Raw genomic sequence first — 22,556 nt, forward strand, 5'->3', positions numbered from 1 at the left:
GCCGGCGCGCCTCACGGCACGAGCCACAGCGCCACCGCGTAGATCACCAGCGACACCGCGAACGTGACGGCCGTGTAGCCCATCACGCGCTGGATGCGGATGCCCGCGATCGCGACGATCGGCACGGCCCAGAACGGCTGCAGCATGTTGGAGACGTTCTCGGCCATCGCCACGCCCATCGCGGTGCGCGGCACCGAGGCGTGCAGGCTCAGCGCGGCGGGCAGCACGAACGGTCCCTGCACGGCCCAGTGGCCGCCCGCGCTCGGCACCAGCAGCGTGATGATCAGCGAGCTGAGGTAGCTCCAGAGCGGCAGCGAGGCCGGCGTGGCGATCGTCACGAAGGTCTTGGCGATCATCGAGGCCAGGCCGGTGCCCTTCATCATGCCCATGATGCCGCCGTACACCGGGTATTGCAGCAGCATCGAGCCGGTCTGGCGCGCGGCGCGGCGGATCGCGTTGGCATAGGCGATCGGCGTGCGCTGCAGCGCGAGGCCGATCAGCAGGAAGATCAGGATGGTGGTGTTGATGTCGAGGTCGAAGCGGTGCGCGCGCCACTCCATCACCAGATAGCCGACGCCGAACACGAGCAGCAGCAGCGTGCCGAGCATCGAGTTTTCCAGGCGCGTGGCGAAGGTGGGCGTGGTACCGACGCGCGCGTGCGGGTCGTCGCTCGCGCCGCCGGCTTCGCTTTCGGCCGCCTCGCTGAACGCGACCACGTCCTCGGTGCGCGGATGCATGCGGATGAAGATCGCCGTCATCACCACCACCACCAGCACGGTGGGGATGAACACGAACGGCGCGAACACCGTCGCGCCGAGCGGCACCACCTGGCCGGTGGCCTTCTCGACGAGGTTCAGCGCGTTGCCGTGCGAGGCCTGCGAGAGCGCGATCGAGCTGGACAGGCCGCTGTTGCAGACCGACCACGCCGAGTAGCTGCCGGCCACCAGCCAGGCGAAATCGACCTTCACGCGCCGCGCGATTTCACGCGAGAGCAGCGCGCCGACGATCAGGCCGAGGCCCCAGTTCAGCCAGGCCGCGATGCCGACCACCGGGAACACCAGCAGCGCGGCGCGCGTCGGCGTCTGTGCATGGGCGGCCAGCGCGCGCAGGCCGCGCTGGATCACCGGCGCCTCGGCGATCGCGTAGCCGGTGGCGAGGATCAGGATCATCTGCAGCGCAAAGCCGAGGATGCCGAAGGTGCCCGTGTACCAGGAGTCGAGCAGCGTGGGGAGGTTGCCCTGCGGGCCGAGCGCGAGCGCTAGCACCGCGACCAGGGCCGTCAGGCCGATCGACAGCACGAACGGGTCGGGCATGACGCGCTCGAATAGGTAGACGAGGGCGGCGACGACACCGCGCCGGTCGTTGGCGTGGGCGATGGGGTTGTCTCTTTTCATGCTGTGGTTCAGTTGCTCAGCGTGTGTCTGCTGGCTGGCCGGGGCGGCGGATCGGCGTGCGGATGAGCCCGGGCGCGAGCGGCCGGGCGGCCGCCGGAAGGCGATCGGGATCAGGGTGCGGCGCTCCTCCACGTACACGAGGCGATTGCCACGGCACAGCGGGTTCATATCGCGCCTTCCCTGCATCCGGGATCGAACGCGAGAGGAAGGCGGCCAGCCCTATTGTTATTCGAATGTTCGTAATGAGAACATCGTTTCGTTTAACGAACGCCAAATAGTCGCCGCGCGGCAGGGCGATGTCAAGTTGCTTGCGCGGCTATCGCACGCGATTCGCAGCGGTTCGCTTCAATTGAAAGTAATCTGAATGGTATTGATTGAATAATGAAATATTCGAACGGGCAGCCGGTTGGCTTGATGGATCCGGCAGCAAAGAAGGCCATGCGTCTGCATGGCCTTGGACGACGGGTGCCGCCGGTGTCGAAACGTCTGATTGGATATTTCAGGCAAACACGGCGCTCAGCGTGGCGATGATCGCCGTCCGGCTGCCGCCCGCCAGCGGCACCGTCACCGTAGTGCCGCTGAAGCCCGCCACGCTTTGTCCGGCGGGCGCCGCCTGCACGAACGGATCGCGGCGGGTCGCGCCGGCCATGCTGCCGAACGGGCCGTAGGTGGCGCCGCTCTTGCCGGTCAGCGTGAGTTGCAGGACGCATTGCCAGCCGTACCACACGCCCGTGTAGCCGGACACGGACACGATCGGATCGTCGAGCGGGATCTGGATGGTTTGTCCGCTTCCGCCGTTCCCCCCATGTTGCAGCAAGGTGAACGTGCCGGTTTTCGCGTCCGGCGCGGTCCCGAAGTTGTAGGGGCCGGTGCCGGTGTTGGCGGCCTGGATCGCGTCGAGGACGTTACCCGAGCGGATCGTCAGTTGCGTCAGCTGCGGATTGCCCGCTGCGCGGATGATCGGCGTGTCGTCGAAGCTGTTGCCGGTGGGCGGATTGCCGAGCTGGCCCAGAATCATGAACTGCGCCTGCTCGAACTGGAAATTGCCCGAGTTGAGGCGCCACATGAAGATGTCCTGATAATCGTATTGCGTACCGTTGAAGGAAAAGCCTTCCGACACCGCGCTCCAGACCTGTTGCGCGCTGCTATTGGGCGCCGAATTGCCCGGCTCGAATTGCGCGCCGTAACCGATCAGGGCCGGCGGGACCTTGGCCTCGAGGAAGCTCTCCAGCGATGTGCCGTCATAGAACTGGGGCGAGACGAAATCGAACAGGCCATCGAGCGTGGCGTAATCGATTTTTCCCCAGGACCACGCCGGCGTGAACGACAGGTAATACTTGACCGGTTGTTGATCGAATACCGCGCGAATCGTGGAAAACAGGATCTGGAATTGCGCCGGCGTCATGTCGTCGGATACATCACCTTCCCAGTCGACGTCCAGCCCATTCATCCCGTTGTCTTTGAGATAGGCGACCAGGTTGTTTGCAAAATCGGTGGCCTGGGTTTGCGCGTCGCCGCCTGCCGAGAAAATCGACGCCAGGGTGTGGGCGCCGGAGTACACCATGGTGGCCAGGAACTTGATGCCGGGATTGACCTGACGCCCGTCGCGCAGCACGAAATTCAGATAATCCTGATTGGACAGGCTCTGCGACGGCGATACGGGATGGGATTTGTCGCCGATCTGGATCGTGGAGCCCTGCGCGGCGGGGACCACCTTGAAAAAAGCGATGCCGAGAAAGCTGGCGCTGTCGTAGACCCGCGAACTGATCAGCGATTGATAGCAGCTGGCGGGGCTGTTGTAGTTGGTGTCGGGCGGTTCGTCCTCGTCCAGGAAAATCCACGCATTGATGCCATTTTCAAGGTTGGCCATTTTCTTTCCTCGGTGGTTGCGGTTGGGCGGTGGCACGCGATGCTGCAACGACTGGGGAAGGCCACCATGCAGCTCTCCTGAATGCGCAAATACTTCCTTGTTCGCGTGGCCGAATCAAGGAGAATTTTCCGGCTTGGGTAAATGGGAGAGTTTTTGGAAGTTTTTTATTTTGTTTGAAAGATCATCTTGATTCGATAATCGATCGCGGAATTTTTATCTGTTGATCGTCGCGTGGCATCCACATGCCGGCGAGGCGCGAGCGCGCCTCGCCGTACCTCCCCTTCACGGCATGCCGACCAGCGCCGCCACCGGCAGTTCGGCGAGCAGTTCGGCCACGCGCAGCCGCCCGTTCGTCGCCGTCGCACGGCGCTCCGCGCCGAGCCGCTCGTGCCATTGGGCTGGCGCGTCGTCGGGCAGCACGATCGCGGTATCGCCCCAGAAGCCCGCGTCGATGCGCGGGCCGGCGCCGTCGGTGGCGAGCCGGCCGTGCGCGAGCCGGCTGCCGACCACCAGCACGGCGGTGCGCGTATCGCGCCGCAGCAGCGCGATCGCGTGGTCGCGCGCCGCGCCTTCCACCGTGAGCGGCAGGTAGGCGCCGTGCGTGAAGATCCCCGCGTATTCGGCGCGCAGCGCCAGCATCCGCGTGACCAGCGCGCGCTTGACGAGGCCGTCGGGCCAGGTCCGCAGATAGCCGGCCAGCGGGCCGCCGACGGGCGTGGCGCGGCGCTCGGCGAAGTCCACCTCGCGCCGGTTGTCGGGATCGACGAGGCTGAAGTCCCACAGGTCGGTGCCCTGGTACAGATCGGGCACGCCGGGCGAGGCGATGCGCAGCGTCGCCTGCAGCAGCGAATTGACCACGCCGGCCGGCGCGATGTGCGCGACGAACGCATGCAGCGCATGGGCGAAATCGTCCTCGCCGCGCGGCGTGAGCAGCTCGCGCACGAACGCCTCGCAGGCCGCTTCGTAGCCTTCGTCGGGCGCGAGCCAGCTGGTCTCGCGCTTCGCCTCGCGCAGCGCCTTGGTCTGCCACTGCACGACGCGATCGGCCAGCGCGGCGAGGCCCTCGGCGTCGTCGGGCGCGAGCGTGGGCGGCCAGCAGCCCACCAGCGTCTGGTACAGCATCGCCTCCACCGCGCGGCCCGGCGCCGGCGGCGCGCCCTCGGCCGGCGCGCGGCGCTGCGCGTCGTGACGCGCGGCCCAGGCGTCGACGGCCGCGCGCCACGGCACCGGCGCCTCGCTCAGCACCGCGAGCCGCGCGCGCACGTCCTCGCCGCGCTTGTGGTCGTGGGTGGCCGTGGCGAGCAGCGTGTGGGGCGTGCGTGCCGCGCGTTCGAGATTGCGCAGGTGGAACGCGTCGGGCGAGAGCGCGAACTGCCCGGCGTCGGCGCCGACTTCGTTGCGCGACAGCAGGCGCCCGTAGCGATAGCAGGCGGTGTCCTCCACGCCCTTCGCCGCGAGCGGCGAGCTGAGCCGCGCGAACGCGATGCGCGCCTGGCGGGCCAGCGCCGGATCCACGTCCGCCGCCGGTTCGGCGTCCGGGGCTGCCCCCGATTCCGCACCCGATCCGCCGCGCGCGAGTTCGGGCCAGCCGAGCCAGCCGAGCACGCGGTCGAGCGCCTCGTGATCGGTGCGCGGCAGCGCGCGACGCGCGGCCTGGCTGGCGGCCTCGATGAACGGACGCTCGGCGGCGCGCTCGCCGTCCACGGGATAGAGCCGGTAGACGGGCAGCTGCGCGGCCAGTTCGGCCACCACGCGGCGCAGCGGGTTGCGCGCGAAGTCGCGCGTGCGCGGGTCGGCGCGCGCGATCGCGTGCAGCGCGTCGGTCACGCGCTCGACCTCCACGGCAAGCTGCCGCGCGGCCGCCTCGCGCTTGCCGGCCAGCGCCTCGTCGGTGAACGTCGCGGTGCTGCCCGACAGCTCGGCCCAGTGCTGCGCGAGCGGCTCGGCGCCGGCCGGATCGTGCAGCAGCGCGCCCACGTCGTTCATGAAGTCGTAGCCGGTGGTGCCGTCGGTGAGCCAGTCGGCGGGCAGCGCCTCGCCGGTCGCGAGGATCTTCTCCACCACCAGGTACGGCGCCGGGTCGCGCAGCGCGGCGAGCCGCGCGTGCAGCTTGCGGCAGTAGCCGCGCGGATCGGCCAGGCCGTCGACGTGATCGATCCGCACGCCGTCCACCAGCCCCGCGTCGACGAGCCGGAACAGCAGCGCGTGGACGTCGTCGAACACCGCGTCGTCCTCCACGCGGATGCCGGCCAGCGTGTCGATATCGAAGAAGCGGCGCCAGTTGATCTCGTCGGGCGCGGTGCGCCACCAGGCGAGCCGATAGGCCTGGCGCTCCAGCAGCGCGTGCAGCCGCGCGCGGCCGGCGTCGCTGTCGCTCGCGTAGTGGCGCAGCGCGCCGTCGAGCGCGGTCGCGCCGTGGGCGGCAACGTAGTCGCGCAGCGCCTCGAACGCGAGGTCGATGCGCGGGGTGCCGGGCGCCGCCTCGACCAGCGGCGCGAAGCGCGCGGCCAGCGTGTCGAGGCCGGGCTGTTTCGCGGCGCGCAGGATGTCGGGATAGGCGGCGAGCGCGACGGGCAGCGTGCGCCCCGAGCAGGCGATCACGAAGCGGCCGGCGGCGGCGTCGCAGCCGAGCACGATCTCGCCGGCCGCGAGCGCCTCGCCATACGGGCGGCCGAGGCAGGGCAGCAGCACGCGGTCGCGCAGCAGCGGGTCGGCGGGGCGCCAGTCGATGTCGAAGTGGCGCGCGTAGCGGCTGCGCGGCCCCCATTCGAGCACGTCGTTCCACCAGCCGTTCGACGAGCCGGCCACGCCCATGTGGTTCGGCACGAAATCGACGAGCGTGCCGATGCCGTGCCGGCGCAGCGCGCCGACCAGCCGCACGAGGCCGTGCTCGCCGCCGAGCGCCTCGCTCACGCGGCCGTAGTCGACGGTGTCGTAGCCGTGCATCGAGCCCGGCTCGGCCTGCGTGATCGGCGACAGATAGAGATGGCTGATGCCGAGCTGCGCGTACAGATCGACGTGGGCCGCCGCGTCGTCGAACGTGAAGCCGGCGTGCAGCTGCAGCCGCAGCGTGGCGCGCGGCGTGCTCATGGCGCCTCCGTGCCGGTGCGCCGCGCCAGCGCGACGGCGGCGAGCGTGGCGCCGGCGGCGTCGTCGAGCAGGTCGGCGGTCTCGCGCGGCATGCGGCGGCGCCAGTTCGGATGGCCGACCGGCGGCCCGGGCAGGTTCGGCTGCGCGGGCAGCGCCAGCAGATCCTCGAGCGGCACCAGCGCGAGCGCCGAGGCGCTGCGCGCGACGAACGCGAGCGCGGCGGCTACCGGCGGCGCGTCGGGCGCGGGCGGCGTGGACGAGGCCGGCGGCGGCACCACCCGCGCATCGACGAGCGCGCGCCAGAGCGCGGCGCGGTCGGCGTCGCGCTCGGCCAGGTCGGGCGGCAGCGATGGGGGCGCGGCGGTGGGCGCGTGGTCAAGGGGCGATGGATTCATGTCGCGGGATAGAGGATGAGTTGAAGGTGTGGAGGCGGCCGGCTGATCGCTGCTGCCGGCCGGCATCGCGGTTTCGGCATCGCGCGCGAGCGGTGCCGCTGCCTGCGGCTGGGCCGACGCTGCCGCGGAGGGCGCGGGACCGGACGAAGGCGGCCAGGTGACGGGCGGATCGGCGGGCGAGCGTGAGGGGGCGAACGCATCGAACGCGTCGTGCCGGTCGGGCGGCATGGACGGCGTCGCGACATCGGTCGCCGGCGCTGCCTCACTCGATGCGTCCGCAACCTTGTCGCCGCCCTCGCGTCCAGTTTCGGGCGCCGCCACATGCCGCCGCCAGGCCAGATCGACGCCGCGCCACCAGCCCGCCAGCGTCGGCAGATCGTGCGTGGACGGCATCGCCACCGCGTCGCGGTCCCAGCGCTCGGGCCGGCGAAATGCGCCATCGGCGTCGCGCTCGAACCAGAGCACGCGCATCCCGGCGATGCCGCGCGCCGCGAGCCGCTCGCGCAGCCCGTCGGGCACGGTGCCGAGATCCTCGCCGATCGCGATCGCGCGATGCCGCGACGATTCGAGCGCGACCAGCCGCAGCAGGTCGTCGAGCGGATAGCGCAGGTAGGCGCCGTCGCGCGCGGAGGTGCCGTCGCGCACGATCCAGAGCCGCGCGAAGCCGAGGATGTGGTCGATGCGCACGCCGCCGGCATGCGCGAACGCGGCGCGCAGCAGCGCGATGAACGGCGCGAAGCCGCTCGCGCGCAGCGCGGACGGGGTCCAGGTGGTGACGCCCCAGGCCTGGCCGTCGGCGTTGAACAGGTCGGGCGGCGCGCCGATCGAGGCGTTGCCCAGCATCAGGCCGGGCGCGGCCCACGCGTCGCTGCCGTCGGGTGCGCAGCCCACGGCGAGATCGGCGATGGTGCCGATCGACATGCCGGCGCCGCGCGCGGCCCGGCGCGCGCCGTCGAGCCCGCGCGCGGCGAGCCATTGCGCGAACGAGAAGAACGCCACGTCGTCGGCGTGCGCGGCCGCGAACGCGCGCACCCCGGGCGCGTCGGGGCCGCCGCGCAGCGCCTCGGGCCAGCGCCGCCAGTCGGGCTCGCGGCGGTCGGCCAGCGCCTGCGCGTGCAGCGCGTCGAAGCAGGCATGCGCGTGCAGCGCGGCGCCGCCGTCGGCGACGAAGCGCGCGAACGCGTCGGCATCGGGCGACGGATGCGCGCGCCAGCGCTCGAACAGCGCGCGCAGCACGCGCAGCTTGGTGTGGACCGCCAGCGGCCAGTCCACCAGCGGCGCGGCGGCGAGCCGGGCGGCGGTGTCGGCCAGCCCGGTTTCGGCAAGCACGGCGGCGGTGGCCCGCGGGCCGGCCACGTCGTCGGGATCGATATAGGCGAGGTTGTGCCAGCGGCGCGAGGAAGGCGAATACGGGCTGTCGCGCTCGGGCTGGGCCGGGAACGTGGCATGGGTCGGGCTGATCGCGAGCGCGTCGGCGCCGAGCCGCGCGGCGCTGCCGGCCAGGGCCGCGAGCGCGGTGGTGTCGCCGATCCCGAAGTCGCCGGCGCGGCGCAGCCCGTAGAGCTGCGCGGCGAGCCCCCACGGCCGCTGGCGGCCCGCCACGAACGCCGCGTCGCCGACGGTCCAGCCGCGCGCGGGCGCCACCGCCACCGTCACGCTGGCCGCGTCGGTTTCCACCAGGTGATAGCCGGGCGCGTCGATCGCGGGCAGCCGCGCGCCGCCGCCGGCCGGATCGGCCGCCAGCCGGCCCGTGACGCGGGCGCCGTCCTCGAGCGTGAGCGTGTAGCCGCCGCCGGCCCGGCCGGCCGCCGCGGGCCACGGCACGGCCTCGCCGGCCGTGGCCGTCACCAGCGGCGGCGGCGCGGCCGGCGTCGTCAGCGCGGCCAGGCTCCATTCGCGATCGGCCAGCGTGGCGGCGGGCAGGCCGAGCGCGTCGAGCAGCACCGCGAGCGCATCGTCGCCGACCCGCCGCGGCTGGTCGGCCGCGTCGGTCCATTCGGGCTCGAGCCCGGCCGCGCGGGCCAGCGCGGCGAGCGAGGCGTCGGGTCCGGTGCTCATCGTCCACGCCCCTCGGCCGGCGCGCCGGCCGGCGCGTCGAGCCAGACGAGGCAGGCGTGCGGGCCGAGCCGCCCGTCGGCGAGCGCGTCGCGCACGCGCGGCGGCGTCTCGAACACGATCTTGCCGGGCGGCGGCTCGGCCAGCGCGATCGGCGTGTCGTCGAGGTTCAGCGCGATCGCGAGCCGCGCGCCGTTGCCGAGCCGCCAGCGCGCGATCAGGGCACGAGGCTCGGCGCCCGCGCGCGGCGCACGGCCGGTGCCGGCGGCTTCGTCGTCGTTGCCGTCCGCGTGATCGCGTTCGATCGCCTCGGCGAGCGTCGCGGCCGCCGCGCGTTCGGCCGGCTGCTCCGGGTCGTCCGGCAGCAGGCGCGAGTGGTCGGGCGCGATGCCGGGGTCGCCGTGGCGCGGATCGTCGTGGGCCGGGGCGTTGCTGCCCGCGTCCGCGCCGCCGTCCAGCAGGCTCACGCCCTCCGAGCGCGTGCCCGGCAGATGCGGCACGACAAAGCCGTTGCGCACCGCCAGCGCGCCGCGATAGAACGCGCGCCAGCTGCGTGCATCGTCGCTCTCGCGGTCGGCATCCACCGCTTCGAGCGACGAGCGCGCGAAGGTGGCCGGGTCGTTCGGGTCGGGAATCAGATGACGCCGCTCGGGATTCTCGAACGCCGGGAACGCGGCGAACTCGCGGCGCCGGCCCTCGCGCACGGCGTCGGCCAGCTCGCCTTCGTAATCGGTGAAGAACTGGAACGGCTGCGTCGAGCCGGTTTCCTCGCCCATGAACAGCAGCGGCACCGAGGGCGCGAGCAGCAGCACGGCGGTGGCCGCGCGCAGCGCCTCGTCGTTGACGATCGCGCGCAGCCGCTCGCCGAACGCGCGATTGCCGATCTGGTCGTGGTTCTGCAGGAACGCCACGAACGCGGTGGGCGGCAGGTGCGCGCTGGGCTCGCCGCGCGGGCGGCCGTCGTGCAGCGGCGAGGGCTCGCCCTGGTACGCGAAGCCCTCGGCGAGGGTGCGTGCGAAGCGCTGCAGCGGCGCGTCGGCGTAGGCGCGGTAATAGCCGTCGCGCTCGCCCGTCAGCAGCACGTGCGCGCTGTTGTGGAAATCGTCGTTCCACTGCGCGTCGAAGCCCACGTCGGCGAGCAGGTGCGCGCTGTTGCGCTCGTTTTCGAGCACCAGATGGACGTGCCGCTCGCTGCCCGCGTAGGCGCGCACGCGCGCGGCCAGCTCGCCGAGCCAGCGGTCGTCGTCGATCGCATGGGCGGCGTCGATGCGCAGCCCGTCGATGCGGTATTCCTCGAGCCAGTAGAGCGCGTTGTCGATGAAGAAGCGCCCGACCTCGTCGCGCTGGAAGTCGATCGCCGGCCCCCAGCCGGTGGTCTTGCCCTCGCGGAAGAACGGCGGCGCGTAGCGCGCGAGCCAGTTGCCGTCGGGGCCGAAGTGGTTGTAGACCACGTCGACGAACACCTGCAGCCCCAGCTCGTGCGCGGCGTCCACCAGCGCCTTCAGTTCCTCGGGCCGCCCGTAGGACGACGACGGCGCGAACGGCAGCACGCCGTCGTAGCCCCAGTTGCGCGTGCCGGGGCACTCGGCCAGCGGCATCAGCTCGATCGCGGTCACGCCGAGCGCGGCGAGGTCGCCGAGCCGCTGCGTCACGCCGCGATAGCCGCCGAGCGCGCCCACGTGCAGTTCGTAGAGCACGGTCTCGTGCCAGGGCCGGCCGCGCCAGTCGTCCTGGCGCCAGCGATAGGCGCCGGGGTCGACCACCTGGCTCGGGCCGTGGACGCCCTCGGGCTGGAAGCGCGAGGCCGGATCGGGCACGGCCTCGCCGCCGTCGAGCCGGTAGCGGTAGCGCGTGTCGGGGCCGAACGGCACGGTGGCGTCGAACCAGCCGCCGTCGCGCGCCGTCATGGCCACGCTGGCGCGGCGTTCGCCGTCGTCGAGCTCCACGCTCACCGCCTGGCAGGCGGGCGCCCAGAGCCGGAAGTGGGTGCGGTGCGGATCGATGCAACTGGCGCCGAACGAGGTCGGATACGCGTGGCGGCCGGCGGGAAAGGTCAGGGAATCGGTCATCGCGATGTTCTCGGATGCGGGCCGGTGTCGGGTTCAGGACACCGGCGTGGGTTCGTCATGGGCCGGCACCGCGCCGGCGGTCGGCTCGGGCTCGGGTTCCGTGCCGGGCGCGGGCACGGCTCGCGGTTCGGTGCCGCCGTCGTCCGCGCCGTCCGGGTTGTCGTTCCGGTTGTCGTCCGGGTTGCCGCTGGAAGCGCCGTGCGGATCGTCGTCGCCCTCGTCCTCGTGGCGCGCGTCGTCGGCCGCGTCGGCACGCGTGGGGTCGAGGCTCGCGGTCTGCCCGGCGGGCAGCCGCGCGGCCGCGATCACGGCCGCGTGCGCGGCCAGCTCGATGCCCTCGGCCGGCAGCGCTTGCGGCTCGAGGTCGGGCCGCGCGCTGTCGGCCAGCACGCGGAACTCGAGTGGCGGCGCGGGCGGCACGAACACGAGCGGCTGCGCCGAGCCGTTCAGCATCAGCAGCAGCACTTCGGTCTCGCCGTCGCGATCGGGGCCGACGCGGCGCATCGTCAGCGCGCGCAGTTCGCGGTTCTGCCAGGCGGGGATCGAGATCGCCCCGCCGCGTTCGTCGAACCAGTCGATCTCGCGCAGCCCCGGCGCCGCCTCGCGGTCGCCCGACGGGTAGCCCGGCCCCGACAGCAGCGGGTGTTCGCGGCGCAGCGCGGCAAGCCGCGCGACGAAGCCGGTCAGCTGGCGCCCGGCGTCGCCGGCGGCGGCCTCCCAGTCGAACCACGCCAGTTCGGTGTCCTGGCAGTAGGCGTTGTTGTTGCCCTGCTGGCTGCGGCCGAACTCGTCGCCGCCGAGCAGCATCGGCGTGCCGAGCGCCGCGTAGAGCGTGGTCAGCATCGAGCGCGCCACGCGCTCGCGCACCTCGCGGATGCCGGCGTCGTCGGTCGGGCCTTCCACGCCCCAGTTCGCGCTGCAGTTGTCGTCGCGGCCGTCGCGGTTCTCCTCGCCGTTGGCTTCGTTGCGCTTCGACGAGTACGAGACGAGATCGGCCAGCGTGAAGCCGTCGTGGGCCGAGACGAAGTTCACCGAGGCCCACGGCTTGCGCCGGTGGTGGTTGAACAGGTCGGCCGAGCCGGCCAGCCGCGCGGCCAGCTCGGGCCGCATGCCGGCGTCGCCGCGCCAGAAGCGGCGCACCGTGTCGCGGAACTTGTCGTTCCATTCGCCGAAGCCGGCCGGGTGGTTGCCGAGCTGGTAGCCGCCGGGGCCGAGGTCCCACGGCTCGGAGATCAGCTTGCGGGTGGCCAGCACCGGGTCCTGGCACAGCGCGTCGAAGAAGCCCGAGCCGCGGTCGTAGCCGTGCGGCTCGCGGCCGAGCGTGACGCCGAGGTCGAAGCGGAAACCGTCGATGTTGAACGCGGTACACCAGTAGCGCAGCGAGTCCATCACCATCTGCAGCACGCGCGGATGCGAGAGGTTCAGCGTGTTGCCGCAGCCGGTCTCGTCGATGTGGTAGCGCGGGTCGTTCGGCTGCAGGCGGTAGTAGCTGGCGTTGTCGAGGCCGCGCCACGACAGTGTCGGGCCGAGCTGGTTGCCCTCGCAGGTGTGGTTGTAGACCACGTCGAGCAGCACCTCGATGCCGGCCGCGTGCAGTTGGCGGATCGCGATGCGCATCTCGTCGAGCCGGCGCGTGGCCAGATACGACGGCTGCGGCGCGAAATACGCCAGCGTGTCGTAGCCCCAGTAGTTGCGCAGCCCGCGATTGACGAGCTCGCGGCTGTCGAGGAACGCCTGCACCGGCAGCAGCTCGACGGTGGTGACGCCGAGCTTGAGCAGATGGTCGATGAATTCGGGCGAGGCCAGCGCGGCGAAGGTGCCGCGCTCCGGCGTGCGCAACCCGTCGCGGCGCATCGAGACGCCGCGCACGTGGGTCTCGTAGATCACGGTGTCCTGCCACGGCACCTCGGGGCGGCGGTCGCCGTGCCAGTCGAACGATTCGTCCACCACCACGCACTTGGGCATGGCCGGCGCCGAATCGCGGCGGTCGATCGACAGGTCCGCGCGGTTCGAGTGGAGCCGGTAGCCGAACAGCGCGTCGGACCAGCGGAACTGGCCGATCAGCTTGCGCGCGTAGGGATCGAGCAGCAGCTTCGAGGAATTGAAGCGGTGGCCATGCTGCGGCTGGTAGGGGCCGTCGGCGCGAAACGCGTAAACGGTGCCGGGATGCGCGCCCGGCAGGTAGCCATGCCAGATCTCGTCGGTGCATTCAGGCAGGTCGAGCCGGGCGATCTCCTTGCGTCCGGTCGGCTCGAACAGGCACAGCTGCAGGCGGGTGGCGTGCGCGGAAAACACCGCGAAATTGATGCCGAGGCCGTTCCAGCTCGCACCGAGCGGGTACGGCCTGCCCGGCTCGAGCCGGTCGGCGGTCGCAGCACGCATGATGATGTTCTCCTCGTTGTCGCGTGTTGTTTCGGATGACGATGTTTCAGGCGCGGGACGCCGCCGGCGCGGTTCAGTCCGGACGCAGCCAGACGGTGGCGAGCGGCGGCAGGCGCAGCGAGGCCGACCAGCGCTGGCCATGCAGCGGCGCTTCCTCCGCGAACACGGCGCCGTCGTTGCCGCGGTTGGTGCCGCCGTAGGCCGCGCTGTCGGTGTTCAGCAGCTCGGTCCAGCGGCCGGCGGCGGGCAGCCCGATGCGATAGCCGTCGCGCGGCACCGGCGTGAAGTTGCAGACGGCCACCAGCAGGCGGCCGGCGCCGTCGCGGCGGATGAACGCGTAGACGCTGTTGGCGGCGTCGTCGCCGATCAGCCAGCCGAAGCCCTCGGGGCTCGCGTCGAGCCGGTGCAGCGCGGGCTCGGCCGCCAGCTGCCGGTTCAGGTCGCGCACCAGGCGCTGCACGCCGCGATGCGCGGGCGAGTCGAGCAGCTCCCAGGGCGGTTGCGCGTCGTGCGCGAACTCGCCGGGCTGGGCGAACTCGCCGCCCATGAACAGCAGCTTCTTGCCCGGGTGCGCCCACATGAACGCGTAGTAGGCGCGCAGCGTCGCGAAGCGCTGCCACGGGTCGCCCGGAACCTTCGCGACCAGCGAGCCCTTGCCGTGGACCACCTCGTCGTGCGAGAGCGGCAGCACGAAGCGCTCCGAGAACGCGTAGACGAGGCCGAACGTCATGCGGTCGTGGTGATAGCGGCGATGCACGGGGTCCTCGTGCAGATAGGACAGCGTGTCGTGCATCCAGCCCATGTTCCACTTGAAGTCGAAGCCGAGGCCGCCGTCGGCGACGGGCGCCGTCACGCCGGGCCAGGCGGTCGATTCCTCGGCGATGGTCAGCACCCCGGGCGGCGCGCCGGCGCCGTGCAGCGTGTCGTTGAGCGTGCGCAGGAACGCGATCGATTCGAGGTTCTCGCGCCCGCCGTAGCGGTTCGGAATCCACTCGCCCGAGGCGCGCGAGTAATCGCGATAGAGCATCGAGGCCACCGCGTCCACGCGCAGCCCGTCCACGTGAAGGTCGCGCACCCAGGCCAGCGCCGAGGCGATCAGGAACGCGCTCACCTCGTGGCGGCCGACGTTGAACACCAGCGTGTTCCAGTCGGGATGGAAGCCCTCGCGCGGATCGGCATGCTCGTAGAGCGCGGTGCCGTCGAACTGTGCGAGGCCGTGCTGGTCGGTCGGGAAGTGAGCGGGCACCCAGTCGACGATCACGCCGAGCCCGGCCGCGTGCGCGCGATCGACGAAGCGCGCGAAGCCCTCGGTCGGCCCGAAGCGCGCCGACGGCGCGAACGGCGAGAGCGGCTGGTAGCCCCACGAGCCGCCGAACGGATACTCGGCCACCGGCATCAGCTCGACGTGCGTGAAGCCCATGCCGGCCGCGTAGGGGATCAGCCGGTCGGCGAGTTCGTCCCAGCTCGGCGTGCGCCCGGGCGGATCGCCGAGCCGCTGCCACGATTCGGCATGCACCTCGTAGACCGACATCGGCGCGTTGGCCGCCTGGGTCTCGGCGCGGCGCGCGAGCCAGGCGCCGTCCTGCCAGGCGAAGCGTTCGCGCGCGGCGTGGTCGGCCACCACCGAGGCGGTCAGCGGCGGCGCCTCGGTGGCGCGGGCGCACGGGTCGGCCTTCAGCGGCAGCACGCGGCCGTCGCGCGTGCGCAGCTCGTACTTGTAGCGCGCGCCCGCATGCACGGCCGGGATGAACAGCTCCCAGACGCCCCACGGGCGGCGCAGCCGCATCGGGTTGCGCCGGCCGTCCCAGGCGTTGAAGTCGCCCACCACCGACACGCGCGCGGCGGCCGGCGCCCAGACCGCGAAGATCACGCCGGCCACGCCGTCGATCTCGGCGAGTCGCGCGCCGAGGCAGTCGAGTACGGCGAACGGATCGCCGTTGGCGAAACGCGCGAGCGCCGCGTCGTCGAGCAGCGGCCCGAACGCATAGATGTCCTCGATCTCCTGGGTGGCGGTCATCCAGTCGATCGCGAGCCGGTACGGCTCATCGGCCTCGATCTCGCCGGCGAAGCAGCCGGCCGGCGCCACGCGCTCGAGTTCGCCGAGCACGCGGCCGCCGTCGCGCGCGACCACCTGCACGGCGTGCGCGCCGGGAAACAGCGCGCGCACCACCGTGCGCTCGCCGTCGCGATGCCGGCCCAGGCATGCGAACGGGTCCGGGTGCCGCGCGTCGAGCAGGGCGGCGATGTCGTCCGGGGCGAAGAGCGTATCGCTCATTGTTTTTTCTCCGGTGCAGCAGGGTGATCGGGTGAATGAGGGGGCTCGGCGAGCGGGCGGCCGAGCAGCTGCGCGGCCAGCGCCGCGAGCCCGACCACCGGCACGCGCAGCCAGTCCGGGCGGTTCGCGGCTTCGTAGCCGAGCTCGTAGGCGGCCTTCTCGATCAGGAACAGCATCAGCAGCCGTTCGGCGTGCTCGGGCGCCACGAACGGCTCGGCGGCGGCTTCGCAGGCGTCGCGGTAGTTGGCGAGGAAGCGGTCGGCGGCGGCCTGCCCGAAGCGGTCGAACAGCGTGCGCTTGAGGTCGGCCGTCGGCGCGGGCGCCTTCTCGATCGCGAACTGCGCGGCCGCGCTCGCGTACGACAGCGAGCGCAGCAGCCCGGCCACGTCGCGCAGCGGATGCGACTTGGCGCGGCGCGCCTCGAGCGGCCGGGCCGGCTCGCCCTCGAAATCGATCAGCATCGCGTCGCCGTTGACTTCCAGTACCTGGCCGAGGTGGAAGTCGCCGTGAATCCGCATGCAGGTGGCGGTGAGCTCGCGCGGCACCAGCGTGCCGACGGCCTGCGCGATCGCCTCGCGCGAGGCGAGCAGCGCGGCCGCGGCCTCGCGCGCGTCGGCGTCGAGTTCGTCCAGGCGCGGCGCGAGCAGGGCCGCGGCGCGCTCGAACATGGCCAGCGCGTCGGCGGTCCAGCCTTCGACGTGCGCGGGCGTGGCGGGTTCGGGCGCGAACGCCGGATCGTCGCTCGGCGCGGCCAGCACCACGTGCAGCTCGCCGAGCCGGGTGCCGATCGCACCGGCGAACGCGGCGTAGGTGTCGAGCTCGACGGCCGCCTGCGCCGATTCGCCGGCGTCGGGCGTGGCCGCCGCCGCGAGCGCGAGATCGCTCACCGCGCGCTTGAGGAAATCGAGCGAGCGCGCCCAGGCGTCGCCCTGGTTGTCGACGAAGTTCTGCACGATCGCGACCGTGTGCGGCGTGCCGTCGGCGGCCACGCGGCGCACCTCGCCGACCAGCGCCGGCGCGTTGCGGTAGCCGGCGCGCGTGAGATGGCGGCTGACCTCGGCCTCGGGATGGATGCCGGGCGCCACGCGCCGCACCAGCTTCAGCACCAGCGCCTCGCCGATCACGAGCGAGCTGTTGCTCTGCTCGGCGGCCAGCCAGCGCACCTCGGGCGCATCGCCGAGCGCGTATTGCGCCAGCGCCGGTTCCGGCTCCGGCGTGAACACCAGCGTGCCGCCGTCCGCGAGCGGCACGTCGCGCGGGTCCGCGAGCCGGCGCAGCACGCCGTGCGCGAAGCACGGCAGCGCGAACGCATCGGTCAGGTAGCCGACCGTCGGGCCGCGCCGCACGCGCGCGAGCGCGAGCCGCATGAACAGCGGATGCGAGGTCTCGTCGCCCCAGGCGGCCGCGAGCGGCACCGCGTAGCGATCCTCGCGGCCGTCGACGGTGGCCACCAGCTCGGCGTACTGGAACGCCTCGCCCGGGATCGGCGTCACGCAGTCGAGGCGCACCGCTTCGAGCGAGCGGTCCTTCGAGGCGAACCAGCGGCGCCGCGTGAGCCACGACGGCAGCACTTCCGCCTCGAGCGTGGCGACCAGCTCGGCGGCCGGATGCGTATCGCCGCGCCGCATCACGAGCGTGGTGTACTCGGGCAGCGGCTCCGCGTGCGGGCGGTGCCAGCCCGGCTCGCTGCCGGTGGCCGACAGCTGGAACCACAGGAAGCCGTAGGGCGGGAAGGTCAGCAGGTAGGGCAGCTCGCCGATCGCCGGGAACGGCGAGTCGGAGGTCATCTCCACCGGCACGCGGCCGGCGAACTCGGACAGGTCCAGTTCGACCGCCTGCGAGGCGCGCGACAGGTTCGCCACGCACAGCACCGGCGTGGCGTCGGGCAGCTCGCGCAGGTAGGCGAGGATCTTGCGGTTCTCGGGGCGCAGGAAGCGCAGCGTGCCGCGCCCGAACACCTGGGTGGCGCGGCGCGTGGCGAGGATCCGGCGCATCCAGTTCAGCAGCGAATGCGGGTCGCGCGACTGCGCCTCGACGTTCACCGCGTCGTAGCCGTACAGCGCGCCCATCACGGGCGGCAGCACCAGCTGTTCGGGGTCGGCGCGCGAGAAGCCGCCGTTGCGGTCGGCCGACCACTGCATCGGCGTGCGCACGCCGTCGCGGTCGCCGAGGTGGATGTTGTCGCCCATCCCGAGTTCGTCGCCGTAGTAGACCACCGGCGTGCCCGGCATCGACAGCAGCAGCGAGTTGATCAGCTCGATGCGGCGCCGGTCGCGTTCCATCAGCGGCGCGAGGCGGCGGCGGATGCCGAGGTTCAGGCGCGCGCGGCGGTCGCTCGCGTAGGTCTGCCAGAGCAGGTCGCGCTCGGAATCGGTGACCATCTCCAGCGTCAGCTCGTCGTGGTTGCGCAGGAAGATCGCCCACTGGTTGCTCGGCGCGAGTTCCGGCGTCTGCCGCATGATGTCGATGATCGGGAAGCGGTCCTCGCTCGCGATCGACATGTAGATGCGCGGCATCAGCGGGAAGTGGAACGCCATGTGGCATTCGTCCTCGTCGCCGAAGTATTCCTGCACGTCTTCCGGCCACTGGTTCGCCTCGGCCAGCAGCATCCGGTTCGGATACTCGGCGTCGATCGCCGCGCGGATCGTCTTCAGGATCGCGTGCGTCTCGGGCAGGTTCTCGTTGCTGGTGCCCTCGCGCTCGACCAGGTACGGCACCGCGTCGAGCCGCAGCCCGTCGATGCCGAGATCGAGCCAGAAGCGCATCACCTGCAGCACCTCGCGCACCACCGCCGGGTTGTCGAAGTTCAGGTCCGGCTGGTGCGAATAGAAGCGGTGCCAGTAGTACTGGCCCGCCACCGGGTCGTGGGTCCAGTTCGACGGCTCGCTGTCCACGAAGATGATGCGCGTGCCGGAGAACTTCGTGTCGCTGTCCGACCAGACGTAGTAGTCGCGATGCACCGAGCCGGGCTTGGCGCGGCGCGCGCGCTGGAACCACGGATGCTGGTCCGAGGTGTGGTTGATCACCAGCTCGGTGATCACGCGGATGCCGCGCGCGTGCGCCTCGCGGATGAAGCGGCGCACGTCGGCGAGCGTGCCGTAGTCGGGGTGGACGTTGCGGTAGTCGGCGATGTCGTAGCCGTCGTCGCGGCGCGGCGACGGATAGAACGGCAGCAGCCACAGCGCGTCCACGCCGAGCGAGGCGATGTAGTCGAGCTTCGAGATCAGGCCCGGGAAGTCGCCGATGCCGTCGCCGTTCGAATCGAAGAACGACTTCACGTGCAACTGGTAGATGATCGCGTCCTTGTACCAGAGCGGATCGGCGGGCGCGGCGCCCGGATCGACGGTGCGCGAGGCGGCGGCGCGGCGCGTGGTGCGCCGCGGGTTGCCGGCGGCCGGCTGGAACGGGGCATGCGGTAGCTGGTCGAGCGGCAGCTGGTCGAGCGGTTCTTCGCGGATCATCGCGGGTCTCCCGAGCCGGACGCGGCCGGCTGCGTGGCGTGAGCGGGCAGATGCGGCGCGTCGGGCGCGATGCGCCAGATCGCGAACGGCAGCGCATGCGGGTCGAGGTTCACGTACTGGCGCGTGCCGTGCCACTGACCGGTGTGGCCGGTGGCGAGGTCGGTCACGCGCAGCGCCGCGCCCTCGGGGACGGCCCAGCCCGCGTAGAGCGCCGCGTCGAGCATGAAATCGGTGGCCTGCGGCGCCCACGGGTCGAGGCTCACGGCCGCCACGATCACGCTGTCGAAGTTCGGCGTGGCCTTGCGGAACACCAGCACCGAATCGTTCGGCGAATCGAGGAACGTGATGCCGAGATGCGTCTGCAGGGCCGGGTGGGTGCGCCGCACGCGGTTCAGCAGCGCGATCTCGCCGGCCAGGTTGCCGGGCCGGCGCCAGTCGCGCGCGCGCAGCTCGTATTTCTCGGCGTCGCGGTACTCCTCGCCGGCCTCGTCGAGCGGCGCCGATTCGCCGATCTCGAAGCCGCTGTACATGCCCCACACGCCCGACAGCAGCGCCGCCAGCGCCGCACGGATCACGAACTGCGAGCGCGGCGCGTTGTGCAGGTAGCGCGGGTTGATGTCGGGCGTGTTGACGAAGAAGTTCGGCCGGAAGAACTCGCGCGGCGCGCCGTCGGCCAGCTCCTGCAGATAGGCGCGCAGCTCGTGCTTGGACTCGCGCCAGGTGAAGTAGGTGTACGACTGCGAGAAGCCGACCTTGGCGAGCCGGTACATCATCGCCGGGCGCGTGAACGCTTCCGACAGGAACACCACGTCCGGGTGGCGCGCGCGGATGTCGTCGATCAGCCAGGCCCAGAACGGCAGCGGCTTGGTGTGAGGGTTGTCGACGCGGAACAGCTTCACGCCCGCCTCGATCCAGTGCAGCACCACGTCGCGCAGCGCGAGCCACAGGTCCGGCATCGCGTCGGCCGCGTAGAAGTCGGGATTGACGATGTCCTGGTAGCGCTTCGGCGGGTTCTCAGCGAACCGCAGCGAGCCGTCCGGGCGCCAGGCGAACCAGCCCGGATGCTGCGCGAGCCACGGGTGATCGGGCGAGCACTGCACCGCGAAGTCGAGCGCGATCTCGATGCCGTGCGCGTGTGCCGCGGCCACCAGCGCGCGGAACGAGGCGAGCGTGCCGAGACTCGGGTGGACGTCCGCGTGGCCGCCGATCGGCGAGCCGATCGCGTAGGGGCTGCCGACGTCCTCCGGCCCCGCGCGCAGGCTGTTGTTGCGGCCCTTGCGCGCCGTCAGGCCGATCGGGTGGATCGGCGGGAAATAAAGCACGTCGAAGCCCATCTCGCGCACCCGCGGCAGATGGCGGACGACGTCCTCGAAGGTGCCGTGGCGCTGCGGATCGTCCGACGCCGAGCGCGGGAACATTTCGTACCAGCTGCCGAAGCGCGCCGCGCGGCGCTCGACGTCGATCGGATAGACGGTCGGGTCCTGCGTCTGCGCGCTGCGCCGGCCGAGCGCCGCGTAGGCCGCCGCCGCCGGCGGCGCCAGCACCAGCGCGAGCCGCCGCTCCGCGTCCGCCGAATCGAACTCGGCCGCGAGGCGGCGCAGGTCGGCCACCGAATCGTCGTCGTGGGTGCCCTTCGCCGCGTCGAGCGCATCGGCCAGCAGCGCGCGCGCTTCCTGCAGCTCCAGCGCCACGTCCTGGCCGGCCTTGTGCTTCTTGCCGATATCGTCGACCAGCGAGCCCCAGTCGTCGCGCCAGGCCACCACGCGGAACAGGTGGCGGCCGATCCGGTCGAGCGGGATCGCGGCCTGCCAGCGATCGTTGCCGAGCGGCGCGAGCGGCACCTCGTGCCAGTCCGCTTCGTCGGCCGCGCGCCAGGCCACCACCGCGCCGAGCCGCGCATGGCCGTCCGCGATCAGCGTCGCGCTGACCACCGCGCGCTCGCCCACCACGCGCTTGGCCGCGAAACGGCCGCCGTCCACCGCCGGCTCCACGCGCTCGATCGCGATGCGGTCGGCCGCCAGCGCCGCCGTGAGCGCGTTCGCGCCCGGCTTGCCGCGGCGGCGTGCGCTGCCGTTGGCGGCGGTGTCGTCGGGCGTGTCCTTGCCGGCCTTGCCCTTCGCGTCCTTGCTGTCCCTGGCGTCTTTCGTGTCCTTGGCGTCCTTGCCTGGTTTGACCGGCTTCGCGCGCGAGGCGCGCAGCAGCGTCAGGCCGCCCGGCGGCAGTTCGAACGCGTCGAGCGGCGCGGCCTTCGCGCGGCGCGCGGCCGCGAGCGGCGCGAAGCGCGTGAACGCGCCCGGCACGCCGGCCAGGCAGGCGCCCGGATCGACGCGCGCCGCGTGGTCGAGATCGGGGTTCAGCGCGATCAGCAGTGCGTCGTCGGCCTGTTCGAGCGAGGCGTCGCTGCCGCGCAGCAGCACCGTGGCCGCCGCGTCGGCGCCGCTCAACACCGCCAGCTCGCCGCGCGAGGCGAACACCGGCGAGGCGTGGCGCCGGCGGTTCGCCTCGGCCAGCGCGTCCGAGAGGTCGAACGGCGCGGCCTCGAACGCGTCGCGGAACGCGCCCGGCTGCGCATGCGGCGTCATCAGCGGGATCGCCACGCCGCGCTCGAAGCCCATCGGCACCAGCCAGCCCGTGCCGAGCGCCGCCGCGGCTTCCAGCGCGCGCCGGTAGCCGCGCTCCTGCGCCTCGCGCGTCGCGCCGCGCAGATCATGGGCGAGGCGCGGGCCTTCGAACGCGTCCGGGTAGGCGATCGGCGAGCCCACCCGGCGCAGCAGCGCGTGTTCGTCGACCAGCCAGGGCGCGCGGCCGTCCCACCAGCGCAGCGACGAGAACACGCCGTCGAAGCCGGCGCCCTCGAACGCCGCCAGCGTGTCGCGCGCATGGCCCGGGATGCCGGCCAGCCAGCGCACGTCCTGCAGCTCGCCGTGGCGCGAGGCGAGCCACGTGCGCCACCATTCGGCCGGCAGGCGCTGCGGGGCGTCCACCAGGAAGCCCGCGATGCCGGCCGCCGAGAGCGTCGCGAAGCGGCCGTGCCACCAGCCCGACAGCGCGTCCGCCACGTCCGGGTGGGTGAGGTCGGCATAGGCCACCGTCTGCTCGAACCCCGCCGTGCGCGGATCGATGCGCGCGTCGTCGTGATGGCGCTCCACGTACCAGTCGGGCGAGGCGCGCCGCAGCGGATGCTCGACCGCGATCCGGTCCAGCGTCACGTCGAGCATCAGCTTCAGGTCGAATTCACGCGCCTGTTCGACCAGGTGGGCGAGTGCGTCGGCCGTGTCGAGTTGGGTGGCCAGCGCTTCGGTGGGGCGATCGTGATCGGCCACCACGCGCGGATGGCCGCCGCGGCCTGCCGTGTTGAACGCGCCGATCACCACGTGATCGAAGCCGCCTGCAGCGATGCGCTCGAACCAGGCGGGCCACGCGTCGAGCGCGCCGACGAAGCGGGCGTCGCAGAAGTAGAGATGCGGGGAGAAAGGGGAATCCATTTAACCGTCCATAAGGCGGATGGGGCGGCCTTGGCCGCTGACGGCGATGGGTAATGCAATGTACGTGCCTGCTGTTTTTG

Annotated in this window: 8 protein-coding genes and 1 pseudogene; all 9 read right to left on the reverse strand. The window is 72.1% G+C overall.

What is annotated here, in order from left to right; all coding sequences use genetic code 11:
* Positions 1-11: 11 nt before the first annotated feature.
* The 9 genes and pseudogenes from BpN12_RS03915 to BpN12_RS03955 all read right to left on the reverse strand — a co-directional run bounded on the left by BpN12_RS03915 (position 12) and on the right by BpN12_RS03955 (position 22,476).
* Complete coding sequence (locus BpN12_RS03915) at positions 12-1,394, reverse strand: short-chain fatty acid transporter (RefSeq protein WP_246794003.1); 1,383 nt, start codon at positions 1,392-1,394, stop codon at positions 12-14.
* Positions 1,395-1,893: 499 nt separating this feature from the next.
* Complete coding sequence (locus BpN12_RS03920; RefSeq protein ID WP_246794004.1) at positions 1,894-3,264, reverse strand: glycosyl hydrolase family 18 protein; 1,371 nt, start codon at positions 3,262-3,264, stop codon at positions 1,894-1,896.
* Between the two features lie 282 nt (positions 3,265-3,546).
* The gene (gene treY / locus BpN12_RS03925; RefSeq protein ID WP_246794005.1) at positions 3,547-6,354 is read right to left on the reverse strand and encodes a malto-oligosyltrehalose synthase; all 2,808 of its coding nucleotides are present in this window, start codon (positions 6,352-6,354) and stop codon (positions 3,547-3,549) included.
* The gene (gene malQ / locus BpN12_RS03930) at positions 6,351-8,807 is read right to left on the reverse strand and encodes a 4-alpha-glucanotransferase (RefSeq protein WP_246794006.1); all 2,457 of its coding nucleotides are present in this window, start codon (positions 8,805-8,807) and stop codon (positions 6,351-6,353) included. Before malQ ends, treY begins: the two co-directional genes overlap by 4 nt.
* A gap of 89 nt (positions 8,808-8,896) precedes the next feature.
* A pseudogene (treZ, locus tag BpN12_RS03935) lies at positions 8,897-10,873 on the reverse strand (malto-oligosyltrehalose trehalohydrolase); the annotation flags it as partial.
* 33 nt (positions 10,874-10,906) lie between these two features.
* Entirely contained in the window at positions 10,907-13,255 is a 2,349-nt protein-coding gene (gene glgX, locus BpN12_RS03940) for a glycogen debranching protein GlgX (RefSeq protein ID WP_246794008.1), read from the reverse strand.
* A 73-nt stretch (positions 13,256-13,328) separates the two neighbouring features.
* Positions 13,329-15,530, reverse strand: coding sequence for a 1,4-alpha-glucan branching protein GlgB (glgB, locus tag BpN12_RS03945; protein WP_246794009.1), 2,202 nt, complete (start codon positions 15,528-15,530; stop codon positions 13,329-13,331).
* Positions 15,527-18,991 carry a maltose alpha-D-glucosyltransferase gene (gene treS / locus BpN12_RS03950; RefSeq protein ID WP_246794010.1) on the reverse strand — a complete coding sequence of 1,155 codons (3,465 nt, stop codon included), beginning with the start codon at positions 18,989-18,991 and terminating at the stop codon, positions 15,527-15,529. The genes glgB and treS overlap by 4 nt, the downstream gene beginning before the upstream one ends.
* The gene (locus BpN12_RS03955) at positions 18,988-22,476 is read right to left on the reverse strand and encodes a maltotransferase domain-containing protein (RefSeq protein ID WP_246794011.1); all 3,489 of its coding nucleotides are present in this window, start codon (positions 22,474-22,476) and stop codon (positions 18,988-18,990) included. Before BpN12_RS03955 ends, treS begins: the two co-directional genes overlap by 4 nt.
* Positions 22,477-22,556 lie beyond the last annotated feature (80 nt).

The sequence above is a fragment of the Burkholderia perseverans genome (genome assembly GCF_022870505.1).
GTDB lineage: Bacteria > Pseudomonadota > Gammaproteobacteria > Burkholderiales > Burkholderiaceae > Burkholderia > Burkholderia plantarii.

Excerpts from the sequence above, each read along its gene's own strand:
- BpN12_RS03915 (WP_246794003.1), bottom strand. The coding sequence starts at position 1,394 with ATGAAAAGAGACAACCCCATCGCCCACGCCAACGACCGGCGCGGTGTC.
- treS (WP_246794010.1), bottom strand. The coding sequence starts at position 18,991 with ATGATCCGCGAAGAACCGCTCGACCAGCTGCCGCTCGACCAGCTACCG.
- glgB (WP_246794009.1), bottom strand. The coding sequence starts at position 15,530 with ATGAGCGATACGCTCTTCGCCCCGGACGACATCGCCGCCCTGCTCGAC.
- BpN12_RS03920 (WP_246794004.1), bottom strand. The coding sequence starts at position 3,264 with ATGGCCAACCTTGAAAATGGCATCAATGCGTGGATTTTCCTGGACGAG.
- malQ (WP_246794006.1), bottom strand. The coding sequence starts at position 8,807 with ATGAGCACCGGACCCGACGCCTCGCTCGCCGCGCTGGCCCGCGCGGCC.
- treY (WP_246794005.1), bottom strand. The coding sequence starts at position 6,354 with ATGAGCACGCCGCGCGCCACGCTGCGGCTGCAGCTGCACGCCGGCTTC.
- glgX (WP_246794008.1), bottom strand. The coding sequence starts at position 13,255 with ATGCGTGCTGCGACCGCCGACCGGCTCGAGCCGGGCAGGCCGTACCCG.
- BpN12_RS03955 (WP_246794011.1), bottom strand. The coding sequence starts at position 22,476 with ATGGATTCCCCTTTCTCCCCGCATCTCTACTTCTGCGACGCCCGCTTC.